15 protein-coding genes are annotated in these 15,802 nt (G+C 66.0%); 5 read left to right on the top strand and 10 right to left on the bottom strand.

Annotation, left to right across the window (positions count from 1 at the left end):
- Window positions 1-70: 70 nt before the first annotated feature.
- Window positions 71-472, top strand: a complete 402-nt coding sequence (locus B9Y86_RS12485) for a MarR family winged helix-turn-helix transcriptional regulator (RefSeq protein ID WP_085486531.1) — start codon at window positions 71-73, stop codon at window positions 470-472.
- Here B9Y86_RS12485 and argG read toward each other — a convergent pair.
- The 3 genes from argG to B9Y86_RS12470 are packed head-to-tail and all read right to left on the bottom strand — an operon-like array spanning window position 469 to window position 5,117.
- Window positions 469-1,908 carry an argininosuccinate synthase gene (argG, locus tag B9Y86_RS12480; RefSeq protein WP_085486529.1) on the bottom strand — a complete coding sequence of 480 codons (1,440 nt, stop codon included), beginning with the start codon at window positions 1,906-1,908 and terminating at the stop codon, window positions 469-471. The genes B9Y86_RS12485 and argG overlap by 4 nt on opposite strands.
- 20 nt (window positions 1,909-1,928) lie before the next feature.
- The gene (locus tag B9Y86_RS12475) at window positions 1,929-3,725 is read right to left on the bottom strand and encodes an ABC-F family ATP-binding cassette domain-containing protein (RefSeq protein ID WP_085486527.1); all 1,797 of its coding nucleotides are present in this window, start codon (window positions 3,723-3,725) and stop codon (window positions 1,929-1,931) included.
- 39 nt (window positions 3,726-3,764) lie between these two features.
- Window positions 3,765-5,117 (bottom strand): M20/M25/M40 family metallo-hydrolase, encoded by a 1,353-nt coding sequence (locus tag B9Y86_RS12470; RefSeq protein ID WP_085486525.1) that lies wholly within the window; start codon window positions 5,115-5,117, stop codon window positions 3,765-3,767.
- A gap of 71 nt (window positions 5,118-5,188) precedes the next feature.
- On the opposite strand from B9Y86_RS12470, the gene B9Y86_RS12465 reads away from it, so the two are divergent.
- Complete coding sequence (locus tag B9Y86_RS12465; protein WP_085486523.1) at window positions 5,189-5,728, top strand: adenine phosphoribosyltransferase; 540 nt, start codon at window positions 5,189-5,191, stop codon at window positions 5,726-5,728.
- 7 nt (window positions 5,729-5,735) lie between these two features.
- Here B9Y86_RS12465 and B9Y86_RS12460 read toward each other — a convergent pair whose 3' ends face one another.
- Genes B9Y86_RS12460 through rsmI form a run of 7 tightly spaced genes read right to left on the bottom strand, consistent with a single transcriptional unit; the run spans window position 5,736 to window position 12,592 of the window.
- Entirely contained in the window at window positions 5,736-6,353 is a 618-nt protein-coding gene (locus B9Y86_RS12460) for an alpha/beta hydrolase (RefSeq protein ID WP_085486521.1), read from the bottom strand.
- A 5-nt stretch (window positions 6,354-6,358) separates the two neighbouring features.
- Window positions 6,359-7,294: a 4-(cytidine 5'-diphospho)-2-C-methyl-D-erythritol kinase gene (locus tag B9Y86_RS12455; RefSeq protein ID WP_085486519.1), complete on the bottom strand. Its 936-nt coding sequence runs from the start codon at window positions 7,292-7,294 to the stop codon at window positions 6,359-6,361.
- Between the two features lie 43 nt (window positions 7,295-7,337).
- Window positions 7,338-8,327: a nucleoside hydrolase gene (locus tag B9Y86_RS12450; RefSeq protein WP_085486517.1), complete on the bottom strand. Its 990-nt coding sequence runs from the start codon at window positions 8,325-8,327 to the stop codon at window positions 7,338-7,340.
- Window positions 8,328-8,355: 28 nt separating this feature from the next.
- Window positions 8,356-9,213, bottom strand: coding sequence for a 16S rRNA (adenine(1518)-N(6)/adenine(1519)-N(6))-dimethyltransferase RsmA (gene rsmA, locus B9Y86_RS12445; RefSeq protein WP_085486516.1), 858 nt, complete (start codon window positions 9,211-9,213; stop codon window positions 8,356-8,358).
- On the bottom strand, window positions 9,210-10,103 hold the full coding sequence (locus tag B9Y86_RS12440; RefSeq protein WP_085486514.1) for a TatD family hydrolase: 894 nt from the start codon (window positions 10,101-10,103) through the stop codon (window positions 9,210-9,212). Before B9Y86_RS12440 ends, rsmA begins: the two co-directional genes overlap by 4 nt.
- A 2-nt stretch (window positions 10,104-10,105) precedes the next feature.
- Complete coding sequence (gene metG, locus B9Y86_RS12435; protein WP_085486512.1) at window positions 10,106-11,683, bottom strand: methionine--tRNA ligase; 1,578 nt, start codon at window positions 11,681-11,683, stop codon at window positions 10,106-10,108.
- 48 nt (window positions 11,684-11,731) lie between these two features.
- Window positions 11,732-12,592: a 16S rRNA (cytidine(1402)-2'-O)-methyltransferase gene (rsmI, locus tag B9Y86_RS12430; RefSeq protein ID WP_085486510.1), complete on the bottom strand. Its 861-nt coding sequence runs from the start codon at window positions 12,590-12,592 to the stop codon at window positions 11,732-11,734.
- Between the two features lie 75 nt (window positions 12,593-12,667).
- Between rsmI and B9Y86_RS12425 the strand changes: the two genes are divergently transcribed.
- The 3 genes from B9Y86_RS12425 to B9Y86_RS12415 are packed head-to-tail and all read left to right on the top strand — an operon-like array spanning window position 12,668 to window position 15,802.
- Window positions 12,668-13,093 (top strand): GtrA family protein, encoded by a 426-nt coding sequence (locus B9Y86_RS12425; protein ID WP_085486508.1) that lies wholly within the window; start codon window positions 12,668-12,670, stop codon window positions 13,091-13,093.
- 37 nt (window positions 13,094-13,130) lie between these two features.
- On the top strand, window positions 13,131-14,774 hold the full coding sequence (locus B9Y86_RS12420) for a dolichyl-phosphate-mannose--protein mannosyltransferase (protein ID WP_244894749.1): 1,644 nt from the start codon (window positions 13,131-13,133) through the stop codon (window positions 14,772-14,774).
- Window positions 14,771-15,802, top strand: coding sequence for a YeiH family protein (locus B9Y86_RS12415; RefSeq protein WP_085486504.1), 1,032 nt, complete (start codon window positions 14,771-14,773; stop codon window positions 15,800-15,802). The genes B9Y86_RS12420 and B9Y86_RS12415 overlap by 4 nt, the downstream gene beginning before the upstream one ends.

The raw sequence follows: 15,802 nt of genomic DNA, 5'->3' as shown, positions 1-15,802 counted from the left end.
ATAAGTTGGAACTGTGAACACATCATCTGGGGCGAAATTGGCCGGGCTTCTTCTGGGCACTTTCGACGCAATGGTCGACGTGGTCGTGGCAGAACTCGATCGCGAGGGGCACCCGGGCGTGACGGCCACCCACGCATTCGCGCTGGAAGCCATCGATGATGGAGCTCAAAGCGCTTCCGAGCTCGGCAGAAGCCTGGGCGTGTCCAGGCAGGCGGCCGCAAAGACCATCGCCGCCCTGGAAGAGCTCCACTACCTCGACCGACAGGACGACCCCGGCGACGCTCGCCGCAAACGACTTCTCGTCACCGCTCGAGGACGCGAAATGATGACGATCGGCGCCCGCACATTCGACGCCCTGCGCACTCAGGCAGCTGAGCAGGTCGGAATCCGCGCGCTTGAAAACTTTGAGGAAGTCCTGGCGATTCTCGGCGGCAAGTCCGACTCGCGGGAAGCGAGCACGCGCTCGAGTTAGTCGGTTCCTGAGTCGAACGCCGCGCCCTCCGAGGCGAGGTCTGTTGCTCGCTCGAGCGCCTCGTCGCCGACCGATTCCTCGGCCGCGTCGAAGATCTCACTCGACTCGCCCTGTTCGAGCTGACCGACCAGTTCGGCCGTAGCGCCGCCGACGAGACCCGCCGCAGCGTACTGCTCGAGGCGCGCACGCGAATCCGCGATGTCGAGGTTGCGCATGGTGAGCTGCCCGATGCGGTCGTCGGGGCCGAATGCGGCGTCGCCCACGCGCTCCATCGACAGCTTGTCGGGGTGGTAGCTGAGGCTGGGGCCGGTGGTGTCGAGGATCGTGTAGTCGTCTCCGCGACGCAGGCGCACCGTGACTTCGCCGGTGACGGCCGAGCCGACCCAGCGCACGATGGATTCGCGCAGCATGAGCGACTGCGGGTCGAGCCAGCGGCCCTCGTACATAAGGCGACCGAGACGGCGGCCCTCGGAGTGGTAGTTCGCGATGGTGTCTTCGTTGTGCACCGCGTTGAGCAGTCGCTCGTAGGCGATGTGCAGCAGCGCCATGCCCGGCGCCTCGTAGATGCCGCGGCTCTTCGCCTCGATGATGCGGTTCTCGATCTGGTCGCTCATTCCGAGACCGTGGCGCCCACCGATGGCGTTCGCCTCGAGAACGAGGGCGACGGGGTCAGAGAACTCGACGCCGTTGATGGCGACCGGGCGACCCGCCTCGAAGCGCACGGTGACGACCTCGGAGGCGATCTCGACATCGTCGCGCCAGAACGCGACGCCCATGATGGGCTCGACGATCTCGATGCCGGCGCTCAACTCTTCGAGCTTTTTGGCCTCGTGGGTGGCGCCCCAGATGTTGGCGTCGGTGCTGTAGGCCTTCTCGGCCGAGTCACGGTAGGGGAAGCCGCGGGCGACGAGCCACTCGCTCATCTCTTTGCGGCCACCGAGTTCGCCGACGAACTGCGAGTCGAGCCAGGGCTTGTAGATGCGCAGGCGCGGGTTGGCCAGCAGGCCGTAGCGGTAGAACCGCTCGATGTCGTTGCCCTTGTAGGTGGAGCCGTCGCCCCAGATGTCGACGCCGTCTTCCTTCATGGCGCGCACGAGCAGCGTGCCCGTGGCGACGCGGCCGAGCGGCGTGGTGTTGAAGTAGGTCTTGCCGCCGGAGCGGATGTGGAACGCGCCACAGGCGAGGGCCACGAGGCCCTCCTCGACCAGTGCGGCCTTCGCGTCGACGATGCGCGCGATCTCGGCGCCGTACTCCAGAGCCCTGGCGGGCACCTTGTCGATCTCGGGCTCGTCGTACTGCCCGATGTCGGCGGTGTAGGTGCAGGGAACCGCACCCTTCTCGCGCATCCAGGCGACGGCGACGGAGGTATCGAGACCGCCGGAGAATGCAATGCCGACTCGCTCGCCGACCGGAAGACTGCTCAAGACTTTAGACACGACTACAATCCTACGAGTGATCAGCCCTCGAGAAGTTCCGTCAGCTCGAGCCAGCGCAGTTCGACCGCGTCCATCTGGTCGCGCAGCGCCTGAACTTTCTGCTGCATCTCACCGAGTCCGGCGTAATCGCTCTGATCGTGCTTGGCGAACGCAAGGTCCATTTCTGCGATCTGCGTACTCAGCTTCTCCATCTTGCGGCCGGCCGCGGCCAGCTCCTTCTGAGCGTTCCGCAGCTCGGCGCCCTGAAGCCCGGTCTTCTTGGCGGGCGCGTCAGCAGAACCTCCGGCGGCGATGCGCGCCTGCTCTTTCTGCTGCGCCAGACGCAGTTCGAGGTACTGCTCGACGCCGCGGGGAAGGTGCGTGAAACCGCCGTTCATCACGGCGTACTGGTTGTCGGTGACGCGCTCGAGCAGGTACCGGTCGTGACTCACGACAAGCAGCGTTCCCGCGTAGGAGTCGAGCAGATCTTCGATAGCCGCCAGCATGTCGGTGTCGAGGTCGTTGGTGGGCTCGTCGAGGATCAGCACATTCGGCTCATCGAGAATGATGAGCAGCAGCTGCAGCCGTCGCTTCTGGCCACCCGAGAGGTCTTTCACCGGGGTCGAGAGCTGGGCACTCGTGAAGCCGACCCGCTCGAGCAGCTGCCCGGGAGTCATTTCTTTTCCGCCTGAGACGTAGGAGCTCTTCTGCCGACCGATCACCTCGCTGACCCGGTCGTTCCAGATGTCTTCGAGCTCGAAGAGCTGCTGCGTGAGCGTAGCCACCCGAATGGTCTTGCCGCGCTTGACCTTGCCGGATGTCGGCAGCAGGGTTCCCGAGACCAGGCTGAGCAGGGTGCTCTTGCCGGCTCCGTTGACGCCCAGGATTCCGGTGCGCTCGCCGGGCGCGATGCGCCAGGTCACGTCTTTCAGAACCTTCTTGCCGTTGTCGTATTCGACCGAGATGTTCTCGAGGTCGACCACGTCTTTGCCGAGGCGCTGCATGGCCATCGCCGCGAGCGAGACCTTGTCGCGCACGGGCGGCTCGTCTTCGATCAGCGCGTTGGCCGCGTCGATGCGGAACTTCGGCTTGGCCGTGCGGGCCGGGGCACCGCGGCGCAGCCAGGCCAGCTCTTTCTTCATGAGATTCTGGCGCTTGGCTTCGCTCGTGGCCGCCATGCGATCGCGCTCGACGCGCTGAAGGATGTAGGCCGCGTAGCCGCCCTCGAAGGGCTCGATCAGACGATCGTGCACCTCCCAGGTCGCCGTGCAGATCTCGTCGAGGAACCACCGGTCGTGTGTCACGACCATGAGCCCGCCGGAGTTCGTGGCCCAGCGCTTGCGCAGGTGCTGTGCGAGCCAGGCGATGCCCTCGACGTCGAGGTGGTTGGTGGGCTCGTCGAGGAAGATCACGTCGTGGTCGCCGATGAGCAGCTTCGCCAGCGCGATGCGTCGGCGCTGGCCTCCCGACAGGCTCGAGACGAGCACATCCCACGGGATGTCCGAGGCAAGGCCCGAGATCACGTCGCGGATGATCGGATCGCCGGCCCAGACGTGCTCGTCGATATCGCCGACGATCGTCTCTTTCACGGTGAGGTCGCCGTCGAGGTCGTCGGACTGGTCGAGCATCGCGAGGGTGACTCCGTTGCGGCGCGTCACGCGACCGCCGTCGGGTTCGATGCGACCCGCCAGCAGCCTGAGCAGGGTCGACTTGCCGTCTCCGTTGCGACCGACGATTCCCACGCGGTCGCCTTCGTTGAGACCGATGGTCACGGAGTCGAAGATGACGCGCGTCGGATATTCGAGATGGAGCGATTCCGCTCCCAGTAGATGGGCCACCTGTCGAGGTTACCCGCGATCCGAGGGCCGTCCTGCCGGTCAGCCCAGAAAACGCCTCACGACCGAATCCAAGGCACGAGCGGTGAGCGTGACCGATTCGAGGTCGATGTGCTCGTCGTTGCCGTGGATGAGGTGACGGAAGCGCCCGTAGTCCCATCGCCGCGACAGCACCGAGAAGCCATAGGCCTGTCGGCCCTTAGCACGATAGAACCGGGCGTCCGATCCTCCCGCCGCGATGATCGGCAGCGGCACGGCCCCCGGATACGCCTCGTCGATGACCTCGGCGAGCACGTCGAAGAGCGGCGTATCCATCGGCGAGACGTTGGCCGGGCTGAACGACGCACCGACGACATCCACGATCTCGATGTGTTGCATCAGGTCGCCGAGCGCGGCCATGACGTACGCGTCGACGGCCTCGGGAGATACCCCGGGCAGCTGCCTGATGTCGAGGTCGATACTGGCCTCGCCCGGGATGACGTTGATCGCGTCGCCCGCTCGGATCACGTTGGGCGAGATGGTCGTGTGTGTCGTCGCGTGAGCGTAGCCCGCGAGTTCACCGAGCGCCGGAAGCGCCCCCAGGATCTCTGCCACGGAGGTGAGTCGCCTCGACACATCGGGGTCGAGGTCGAGAGCCTCGACGTAGCGCGGCCAGTAGTCGCCGATGACGGCACGGGGCGCGAACCGCGTGAGCCGGGTCACCGCCTCGGCCGCGATCACACCGGCATTCGACGAGCCCCACGGCGCAGAACCGTGTCCGGGGATCCCGCGGATCAGCAGTCGTCGTCGGGCCAGCCCCTTCTCCCCCACGGTCACGGTCACGGAGTGCGGCGCGCCCGCTGAGCCGCCGACAGGGACGCCGCCCGATTCGGTAAGCACGTAGTCGGCATCGATGAGTTCGGGGTGGTGCTGCATGAGCCATTCGATGCCGAGACGGCTGCCGCCCTCTTCGTCGGCGACCGCCACGAATATGAGGTCGCCACGCAGAGCGCGACCTTTGGATGCGGCAGCTCTCGTGGCCACCGCATAGGCGGCCGTCAGATAGAGCATGTCGAGGGTGCCGCGACCGTAGAGTTCGTCGCCCACGATGTCTGCGGCGAACGGGTCATGGCTCCAGCCTCCGTGCATCACGGGCACGACGTCGATGTGCCCGACCAGCGCGAGAGACGGCGCCTGCGGGTCGGTGCCGGGGATGCGCACGACGAGCGTCGCTCGACCGGGCGCCGATTCGACGACGACGGGATCCACGTCGACACCCTCGAAGAATCGCCTCAAGACGTCGGTGTTCCGAATTTCCTGACCGGACGCGTAGGTTCCGTCGTTCACGCACGCGCTGCGGATGAGGTCGCGCAGCAGCGCGAGCGCGTCGTCGCCGAGGGGTGAGGAGTCGATCATCGCTCAAACTTATCGCTCCTCGCCTGTGCACCTCGTCATGCGGCGGGTCTGAGCGCCGGTAGCGTGAAGGTATGCCAGCTCAAACGACTGCCGAACTCATCGATGCCCATCTGATCACGGTGCAGGATTTCCCGAGCGAGGGCATCCTGTTCCGCGACGTGACCAGCGTGTACGCGAACGGAGAGGCATTCGCCTCGGTCGTCGACGCGTTCGCCTCGCACGATTGGGGCACGGTGGATGCGGTGCTCGGCATCGAGGCACGCGGGTTCGGCATCGCCGCGGCCATGGCGTACGCGCGCAACGTGGGGATGGTCTCGGTGCGCAAGGCGGGCAAGCTTCCCGGCGAACTGCTGAGCGAGGACTACGCGCTCGAATACGGCACGGCCACTCTCGAGGTGCAGCCGAACGTTCTGCCGCGAGGATCGCGTGTCGTGATTCTCGACGACCTGCTTGCAACCGGGGGCACGCTGGCGGCCGTCGTGAAACTCGCCGAGCGCGCCGGCTGGATCGTGGCGGGTATCGGCGTGGTCATCGCACTCGACGACCTCGGAGGCCGAGCCGCTCTCGCAGGGCATGACATCCTCGAGCTGAGCAGCTACCCCGCGTCGTAGACCTCAGTCATCGCAGCTGCGCAGTGATTGTGTGAGCCAGATCGCGGAGGAAGCCCGCATGATCGAGACCTGGCGTAGGCGAAATGTGAGGCGGCAACGTGCTCATGAAGTCGTAGTGACCCACGTTCGCGTAATCGTCGATAGTGATTTCGGCGGGTGCTGAGCGAAGTATCGAAGCTGTGCCCGGCGGTGTGACAGTATCTGCCGCTCCGACGTGAACATGCATCGGAGCCTGAACGTGATCGAGCGCGCCGGGGGCCGCGAACCATCCGACGGTAGGTGCTAACAGCACGAGTCTGGTCACACGCGCGTTCGCTTCTACTGTGATGGGCTGGCCGTCCTTGCCCCACGGCTGGGCGCCTGCCAGGCAGAGCGCAGCCCAAGCGCCGACCGAGTGTCCGACGACGCTCACCCCAGACTCGATGTCGCCTTCCGTTGCGAGAGCGTGATGCAGCTCGCCTACCCGCGCCTGCAACTGCGCTGTGCTGACAGTTCGCGGGTCGAAGCGTTCGCTCTGCGGGGCGACGACATAAAAACCTGCGTCGCGGATGGCATCGATGAGAACGGAATAGCGAGCAGGGTCTCCTCCCGCTCCTGGAGCAAAAAGAACCGTGGATGTGCTCACGACGTCTAGTCCGATACGACGCGCGCGCCGTGAACAGGCCCGGTGACGCGCACGACTCGGTGCCGGGCGGCACTCAGTGCGATCTGCAGTTCGAGGGCCGTGTCGAGGTTCTCTGCGAGAAACGCGACCGTCGGGCCCGATCCCGACACTATTCCTGCGAGCGCACCGTTGGCTTCACCGAGTTCGAGGATGCCCGTGAGCGCCGGGTTCAGATGCAATGCGGGGGCTTGCAGGTCGTTGTAGAGAGCGTCGGCGAGCACAAGCGAATCTCCCGAGCGCAGTGCCTGCAAGACGGTGGTGTCGACCGTGGGCTGAGTCTGCGCGGGAAAGATGTCTTGGGCGTGACGATCGCGGTGCCGATCGAGCTCGCGATACACCTCGGGTGTGCTCGATCCGAAGTCGGCGAGCACTAGAACCCACTGGAATGACCCCTTGGCGAGAGCGGGGCTCAGCTGGTCTCCGCGCCCTGTGCCGATGGCTGTTCCACCGGTGAGAGCGAACGGAACATCGGCTCCGAGGCGGGAGGCGAGGCCCAGGAGCTCGTCGCGGCCCAGATCTGTTCCCCACAGCGTGTCGCACGCCACGAGAGTCGCGGCCGCATCGGCGGAGCCGCCGCCCATACCGCCGGCGATGGGCACATTCTTCTCGATGTCGAGGTGCACACCACCCCGGTAACCCGCCTTGCGCGCCAGCATACGTGCCGCACGAATGGCGAGGTTGGTGCCGTCCACCTCGAGACCCGAGCAGTCGATGCTGCCTCCGAACGAGACAGAGAAGTCGTCGGAGATCGTGGCGCGCACGTTTTCATAGAGCGAGACGGCCTGATAGGCCGTGGCCACGTCGTGGTACCCATCATCCATCACCGCCCCGACCTTCAGGAAGACGTTGATCTTTCCCGGCGCCCGAACGTGCACTGTCGACAGCGCCCTCTGAGTGACCATGCAATCAACCTATATGCAACCGGAGGGGCGATCCGACCGCAGGCTATGCGCGGCCGAGTCCTGCCAGCACCGAGACGAAGTCTGCGAGGAACGCCTGCCTGTCGACATCGAGTACGACCTGCGTGTCAGGTGCCGGCGTGATCGGCCAGCTCACAGGCAGGCCTTCGTCGGTGCGCACGAGATGTGCCCGGGTGGCGAAGCCGTCGGTGGTGATGTTCACGGGCCCCTTAACCGACGAGGTGATCCACTCGGGCTGAACGAGCAGAGCGGCAGCTAGTCCATCGTGCGCGGGCGACACCCTGCGCCCCCACGAGAACTGATAGAAGTCCATGTACGCCTCGAGGATGGCGGCCGAGAACGTGCCCCACTCCGTACCGGCACGGTGCAGCGACTGCACGGCCGCCTCATCGACGATCGTGCCAGCGGTCACGTTCACACCCACCATCACGAGACCGGTGCGTGGTGCAGCGAAGACGCGCGCCGCAGCGATCGCGTCGTTCTGAATGTTCGCGTCGACCATCTGTACGGTGCCGAGCGGCGGGAACGGCCCCGAGCCGCCCATGATCACCGTCGAGCGGAACATCGTGAGCAGCTGGGGCTCGATCTCGAGGGCGAGTCCCACGTTCGTGAGCGGTCCGATCGGCAGCAGGTCGTAGTAGCCGGGGCGTGACCGCGCCAGCTCGACGAGCAGTTCGGCCGACGACAGGGGCGACAGATTGCGTGGCACGAGCTTCTCGCTGTAGATATCCCCCAGACCGTCATGTCCGTGCACATGACCGGCGATCCGCGGCTCAGCGTTGATTGGCCCAGCGGCGCCCTTCGCAACGAGGGTGTCTTCGAGGCCAGCGATTTTCAGCACCCGGGCGATGTTCGCTACCGCGTCTTCGACCGGGGTGTTTCCGTAGACGCTCGTGATCGCCGAGATCTCCGCATCATCGCGGCCGGCCAGGTAGAGCAGCGCGAGTGCATCGTCGATTCCGGTGTCGGTGTCGACGATGATGTGGCGAATATCGCTCGAGGATGCTGCAACCATGCGTGGGTCTCCTTCGGGATCAGTGCACTCAGGCTCCGAGAGCGGCTCGTCCGATCCGGTGGAAGTCGGTCATCGTCAGCGCTTCGCCGCGCATCGTGGGCTCCACACCCGCGCGCTCGAGCACCTCTTGTGCCTGCTGCGTGTCACCGAAGACCGGAATGAGCGACTGCCGCAGCATTTTGCGGCGCTGTTGAAACGCCGCGTCGACGACCTCGAAGGTACGCACGCGCACTTCTTCGGTGTCGGGAAGGGTCTCGTGGCGCTGGAACGACACGAGTACGGAGTCGACATTCGGCACGGGCCAGAACACCTGGCGGCTCACATTGCCGCTCGTCTTCCAGTCGCCGTACCAGGCCGCTTTCACGCTCGGGCTGCCATAGATCTTCGATCCCGGAACGGCGGCGAGCCGATGCCCGACCTCGGCTTGAACCATCACGACGCCCGACTGGATCGATGGAAAATGCTCGAGAAAGTGCAGCAGCACGGGGACGGAAACGTTGTAGGGCAGATTCGCGACGAGCCGCACGGGCGCGTCAGGCAGGCTCTGGATGCTCATGGCATCGTCACGCACGACCGTCAGTGTGGCATTCGGCTGCAGCGCGCGAACCGTGTCTGGCAGCTGGGCGGCGAGCCTCTTATCGATCTCGACGGCGACAACCGAGGCTCCGGTCTCGAGGATGCCCAGGGTCAGCGAGCCGAGGCCAGGTCCGACCTCGACGACCGTCTCGCCCGGCTGCACTCCGGCCACGCGCACGATTCTGCGCACGGTGTTGCCGTCGATCACGAAGTTCTGACCGAGCTTCTTCGTGGGTGTCAGATCGAGCAGTTCCGCCAGGTCGCGGATCTCCGCGGGGCCGAGGAGCTTGCTCTCGCCAGGATCGCTCATTCGGCGGTCACCGGCTCTGAATCCCAGGTGCCGTAGACGAGCTCGGTGTTCGACGTGATCTGAGCCGCGAGCATCGACACATCGGTGCCGAGGTGCGACGCCATAAAACGCAGCGTGTGCGGCAGCAGATACGGAGCGTTCGGCCGCCCGCGCAACGGCGTCGGTGTCAAGAACGGCGCATCCGTCTCGACGAGCAGCAGCTGGCGTGGAGCGATCTCGAGGGCGTCGCGCAGGTTCTCGGCGTTTTTGAACGTCACGGTTCCGGCGAACGACATGTACCAGCCGTTGTCGGCACAGATGCGAGCCATCGCGCCATCACCCGAGTAGCAGTGGAAGACCGTGCGCTCCGGCGCCCCCACCCGCAGGAGGGTCTCGATGACGTCGTCGTGCGCGTCGCGGTCGTGGATCTGGAGGGCGAGCCCGTTCGCCTTGGCGATCTCGATATGCGCCTCGAACGACCTGAACTGGGCAGCACGTCCCTCTTGCGGCGTGCGGAAGAAGTCGAGTCCAGTCTCTCCGATGGCTCGCACCCGCGGGCGAGTGGCCAGCTCCGCGATCACGGCGAGGGCCTCATCGAGCTGACCCGCCTCGTCGTAGCGCGGCGCCTCGTTCGGGTGGATGGCCACGGCCGCCAGCATGCGCGGCTCGCGCGCGGCCTGCTCGGCCGCCCAGATGCTCGACTCGACATCGCCGCCGACCTGCACCACCCCGCGTACGCCGACACTCGACGCCCGGTCGAGCTGCTCGAGATAGTCGAGCACCTCGCGCTCGGGCCCCTCGTTTTCATCCCCTGAGCCCTTCGACGGCGGCGGATCGAGGTGCGTGTGATTGTCGTAGACGCCCACCACGAGGGGCTCGGGCAGCGGCGGATAGCTGTGGTCAGTAGGCACGACTACGCAGCCGACCCGTCGGTCTCGCTCGTCTCGATGCGCGGGAACAGCGGCTCGAGTGCCGAGACCGTGGTTCCTCCGGCCCAGTCGAACGCCGACCGGATGGGCTGGTCGGAGACCGCGCCCGCTCCGTTCAAGGCGGTCCAGAGCTTGCTCGTGGCCACGGGAAGCACGGGCGAGAGCAGAACCGCGAGAGTTCCGATTCCACGCACTGCCGTGTTCAGCACGGTGCCGAGCCGCTCGCGGTTCGCCGGGTCTTTCGAGAGTGCCCACGGCTCCTGCAGGGTGATGTAGCCGTTCAGCTCGTCGACGAGCTGCCAGACCTGTGCGATGGCCTCGTGGATGGCGAGTCGCGAGATGGCCGCGTCGGCGGCGGCCGTCACCCGCACCTCGGTGTCGCGGATCGCCTGGTCTGGCGCATCCAGAACCCCCGCGTCGGGAATGACGCCGTCGAAGTAGCGGGTGACCATGGCGATCACGCGAGACGCGAGGTTGCCGAAGCCGTTGGCGAGCTCGGCCTGGTAGCGGGCCGACAGGTCCTCCCAGCTGAACGAGCCGTCTTGACCGAAGTTGATGGCGCGCATGAAGTAGTAGCGGAACGCGTCGGAGCCGAACGTGTCGGTGATCTGATTCGGGGCGATGCCCGTGAGCTTCGACTTCGACATCTTCTCGCCGCCGACGAGCAGCCAGCCGTGGCCGAAGACCTGCTTCGGAACCTCGAGCCCGGCGGCCATGAGCATCGCGGGCCAGATCACGGCGTGGAAGCGGGCGATGTCTTTTCCGACGATGTGGGTCGCGGGCCAGCGGCTCGCGAAGGCTTCGTCGTCATAGCCGTAGCCGGCCGCGGTGATGTAGTTGAGCAGCGCGTCGAACCACACGTAGACGACGTGGGACTCGTCCCACGGAACTTTGACACCCCAGTCGAACGTCTGCCGCGAGATCGACAGGTCGGTCAGTCCCCGACGAACGAACGAGACGATCTCGTTGCGCACGCTCTCGGGCTGGATGAAATTCGGGTTCTCTTCATAGAGGTCGAGCAGCCGCTGGCTGAACTCGCTCATCTTGAAGAAGTAGTTGCGCTCCTTGAGCAGTTCGACAGGCTTCGAGTGGATCGCGCAGACCTTCTGGCCCTCGTACTCACCCGTGCCGTCGACGAGGTCGCTGTCGGCCTTGTACTCCTCGCAGCCCACGCAGTAGTAGCCCTCGTACTCTCCGGTGTAGATGTACCCGGCGTCGAAGAGGCGCTGCAGGAACAGCTGCACGTTGACCTCGTGGCGCTCATCTGTCGTGCGGATGAAGTCGTCGTTCGAGATGTCGATCGTCTTGAGCAGGGGCTGCCAGGCGCTCTCGACGAGGCGGTCGGCCCACTGCTTGGGCGTGACACCGTTGGCGGTAGCCGTGCGCAGGATCTTCTGACCGTGCTCGTCGGTTCCGGTGAGGAACCATGTGTCGTCACCCGCCTGGCGGTGCCAGCGCGCGAGCACGTCGGCGGCCACCTCTGTGTAGGCGTGCCCGATGTGGGGCACGTCGTTCACATAGAAAATAGGCGTGGTGATATAAAACGAGGAGCCGTCGGACATGCTCCCCATCATAAAGGCGCGGCTCACCCACGCTTCCCCTGTTACGGCCTAGAGCAGCGGCAGCTGCGCCTGCTCGTTCGCGGGCGTACGCCCCGTGCGCTGCGCAAGCGCTGCTTCATAGAGGTCTCGCCGCGACAGCCCAGTGGCCTCGGCGATCGCCGCCGACGCGTCTTTCAACCTCGTGCCGTCGGCGACCAGCTCGAGCACCTGCGTCACCCCGGTGGCCAGGTCGACCTCCAGCGGCTCGGCGCCGGCCACGACGATCACGATCTCGCCCTTCACCCCGGCCTCGGCCCATTCGAGCAATTCGGATGCCGTGCCGCGTTTCACCTGCTCGTACATTTTCGTAAGCTCCCGCGCAACGGCCACGCGGCGGTCCGCGCCGAGGGCTGTGGCGATGTCAGCGAGAGACGCGGCGATGCGATTGGGCGATTCGAAGAACACCATGGTGCGAGGTTCGCGCGCCAGCGCACCCAGAACCTGCAGTCTCTCGCCCTGCTTGCGCGGCAGAAAGCCCTCGAAGGTGAAGCGATCGGTGGGCAGGCCCGACACCGCGAGCGCCATGAGCACTGCCGAGGGCCCGGGGATCGCGGTGACCTCCACACCCGCGGCGACGGCGGCGGCCACGAGGTGGAAGCCAGGATCGGAGACGGTCGGCATGCCGGCGTCGCTCATCACGACGAGGTCGGCTGTGCGGGCGAACTCCACCAGCTCCGCCGCCTTCTCCCTCTCGTTGTGGTCGTGCAGGGCTACGAGGCGCGGTCGGTTCTCGAGGTTGAGGGCGCGCAGCAGCTTGATAGCGACGCGGGTGTCTTCGGCGGCGATGAGCTCGCAGGCCTCGAGCGTCTCGACGAGCCGCACCGACGCATCCTTCAGATTGCCGATGGGCGTGCCCGCGAGGATGATCATTGCCTCAGCGTATCGACCGGCGGGGCCTCGCACCCCGGTCGGGTAGCATCGGTCGGCGGTGAGAGGAGGGTGCGGATGACGAAAACAGACGTACGCTCCCTCGTGAATACCCTCTGGCACAGCCCCGTACTCCGCTTCGGCGCGATCGGAGGCCTGAACAATCTGCTGTCGTACGGCATCTTCGTGGCCCTGACCGTGGCGGGAATGCCATCTATCGGCGCGGCCACGATCACGTACGCGACCGGCATGGTCGTCAGTTATCTGGCCAATCGGTCCTTCACCTTTCGGCACTCTGGCAGCGCCCGACGTTCGGTGCTGCGGTTCGTCGCAGTCAACCTCGCCGGTTACGCCCTGAACGTCACGATCCTGGCTGTCTTCGTCGAGCTGATCGGGTGGAATGCGCTCGTCGTGCAGTTGGGCGCCATCGTCGTCGTCGCGACCGGAATCTACCTCGGGATGCGCTTCTGGGTCTTTCGCGAGCCCGGCGTCCCCAATGCGTGATTGGGCCGCGTCGGCGGCGGCACCTACGATTGTGCAGGTGACCGAGCCCCGCACCCCGATCGACGTCGACGAGACGCTCGCGGCGCAGACCCACGTGCAGGCGGCTGCGCAGCCTGAGCCGATCGGATCTCGACTCGACGAGTGGTGGGGTCGCATGCTGTCCACGCCAGGCCGACAGCGCCTCTGGGCGTGGGGCGGCCCGATCGCCGTCACCCTGCTCGCCGCCATCCTGCGTCTGGTCAACCTCGGGCATCCGCACTCGCTGGTGTTCGACGAGACGTTCTATGTCAAAGACGCCTACACGACTCTGCGCAACGGCTACGAGTCGACGTGGCCGGCCGACGCCGACGAGGCGTTCAACGCGGGCGACACAGACGGGTTCCTGCAGCAGGGCTCATTCGCCGTTCATCCGCCCCTCGGCAAGTGGGTGATCGCGCTCGGCCTGGCCGTCTTCGGCGCCGATTCGAGCGTCGGTTGGCGCATCTCGGTCGCCGTCTGCGGAATCCTCCTCGTTCTTCTCACCACGCTCGTTGCCAAGAAGCTGTTCCGCTCCACCTTCCTCGCCACGGTCGCGGGTTTCCTCATCGCAATCGACGGCCACGCCATCGTCATGAGCCGGGTCGCGCTGCTCGACGGCATCTTCGCGCTCATCGCCCTAGCCGGAGTCGGCGCCGTTCTGATGGATCGCGAATGGCATGCGAGGCGGCTCGACGCGAAGCTCATGTCGGCCGAGAAACACGGCCGGGTTGCTCGGTGGGGACCCGCGCTCTGGTGGCGTCCGTGGGTGCTGGCCGCAGGCATCCTGTTCGGTCTGTCGTCGAGCGTCAAGTGGTCTGGGCTCTACTTTCTCGCCGCGTTCGCCGTCTACCTCGTCGTTGTGGATGCGTTGGCTCGTCGCCGTGCAGGACTGCGGATGTGGGCGGCAGGGGCGATCCTCAAGCAGGGGCCGGTCACTTTCCTGCTCACCGTTCCGATCGCGATCGTCGTCTACCTGTCGACCTGGTCGGGCTGGTTCCTCACCTCGGGCGGAATGTACCGGCAGTGGGTGCAGACCTCGGGCGAGCACTGGACGGGCCTTCTGGCCTGGGTTCCGAACTGGGCGCAGAACTTCTGGCACCTCGAAGCCGCGGTCTACAACTACCACGTCAACGAGCACACACCGCACCCCTATCAGGCCAACCCGTTCTCGTGGCTGTTCCTCATTCGCCCCACCCAGATGTACATCAAAACCCTCGACAACGGTCAGGGCAGCTGCGGGGCAGACACCTGCTACGAGAACATCACCTCGATCGCCAACCCCATCATCTGGTGGGCGGGCACCGCGGCGCTGCTCTATCTCGTCTACCGCTTGATCCGCAAACGCGAGTGGGTCGTCGGGTTCATTCTCATGGGCATGGTCGCCGGTTACCTGCCGTGGCTGCTCTACGTGAACCGCACGATCTACCAGTTCTACACAATCGCCTTCGAGCCGTATCTGATTCTCGGGCTGGTCTTCGTGATCGGCCTGGCGCTGGGTAAACGCACAGACCCCCGATGGATGCGGGTGGGCGGCGTGCGCGCGGTCATCGCGTTCCTGGTCATCTGCTCGGCGGTCACGGCGTTCTTCTATCCCGTGTGGACAGCCCAATCGATCCCAGGCTGGCTGCTCTCTCTGCACTACTGGCTGCCGACCTGGCGATGACGCGGTCAACGTCTCGTGCCTGGCTACCGGGCATGCTCGTCGCCGCCGGTGCCGCCGGAATCGCGTTCTTGGTGCACCTCGCATTTCCCGCGCTCCCCCTGCTCACGATCTCGGTGGCCCTCGGCATGGTCGTCGCCCAGATTCCGGCGCTGCGCCCCCTGCTCGACGGGCCGCTGAAGGCGGGGCTCTCGCTGTCGGCCCGGCGCCTGCTGCGCATCGGCATCGTGCTTCTCGGGCTCAAGCTGAGCCTCGTCGACATCGCCGGGCTCGGCCTGGTCACCATCATCGCCATCGTTCTCGTGGTCATCCTCACGTTCGGCGTCACTCTTCTTCTCGGCCGGATGCTCGGCCTGCCCGGCTACCAGCCGCTGCTCATCGCCGCGGGATTCTCGATCTGCGGCGCATCCGCAGTGGGCGCGATGAGTGCGGTCACACGTGCGAAAGACTCGGAGAGCGCTACTCCCGTCGCCTTGGTCACTCTGTGCGGCACCCTAGCGATCGTGCTGCTGCCACTCGCCCGCATTCCCCTCGGCTTCGACGCCACGGAGTTCGGAACCTGGGTCGGGCTCAGCGTGCACGACGTGGGCCAGGTCGTGGCCACCGCCCAGATCGCCGGGCCAGTGGCCCTGGCAGCCGCCGTGGTCGTCAAGCTCACTCGGGTTCTCACTCTCGCGCCGATGGTGGCGATCGTAGGCGCCGTCGAGCGTCGCCGCGCCCCGCTCTCTTCCGGCTCGGCCGTCGACGAAGGCCCGGCGAAGCGCCCCCCGATCGTGCCCCTGTTCGTGCTCGGGTTCCTCGCCGCGGTTCTGGTGCGCACGCTCGTTCCGTTGCCCACCGGGGCGCTCGAGGTGGCCGACGTTCTACAGACGGCCCTTCTCGCTACCGCCCTGTTCGCGCTCGGCACGGGCATCCGGTTCGCCGAGCTGGCGCGCACTGGCTGGAAGGCCTTGATCGTGGGCCTCGGTTCGTGGGTCTTCATCGCCGCGCTGTCGGTTGTCGCCGTGTGGGTGACGACCGGCCCCTGGTGA

Source organism: Agreia pratensis, from assembly GCF_900177685.1.
Classification (GTDB): domain Bacteria; phylum Actinomycetota; class Actinomycetes; order Actinomycetales; family Microbacteriaceae; genus Agreia; species Agreia pratensis.
The sequence above is the reverse complement of the archived record's forward strand: the minus strand, read 5'-3'. Positions and strand labels throughout refer to the sequence as shown.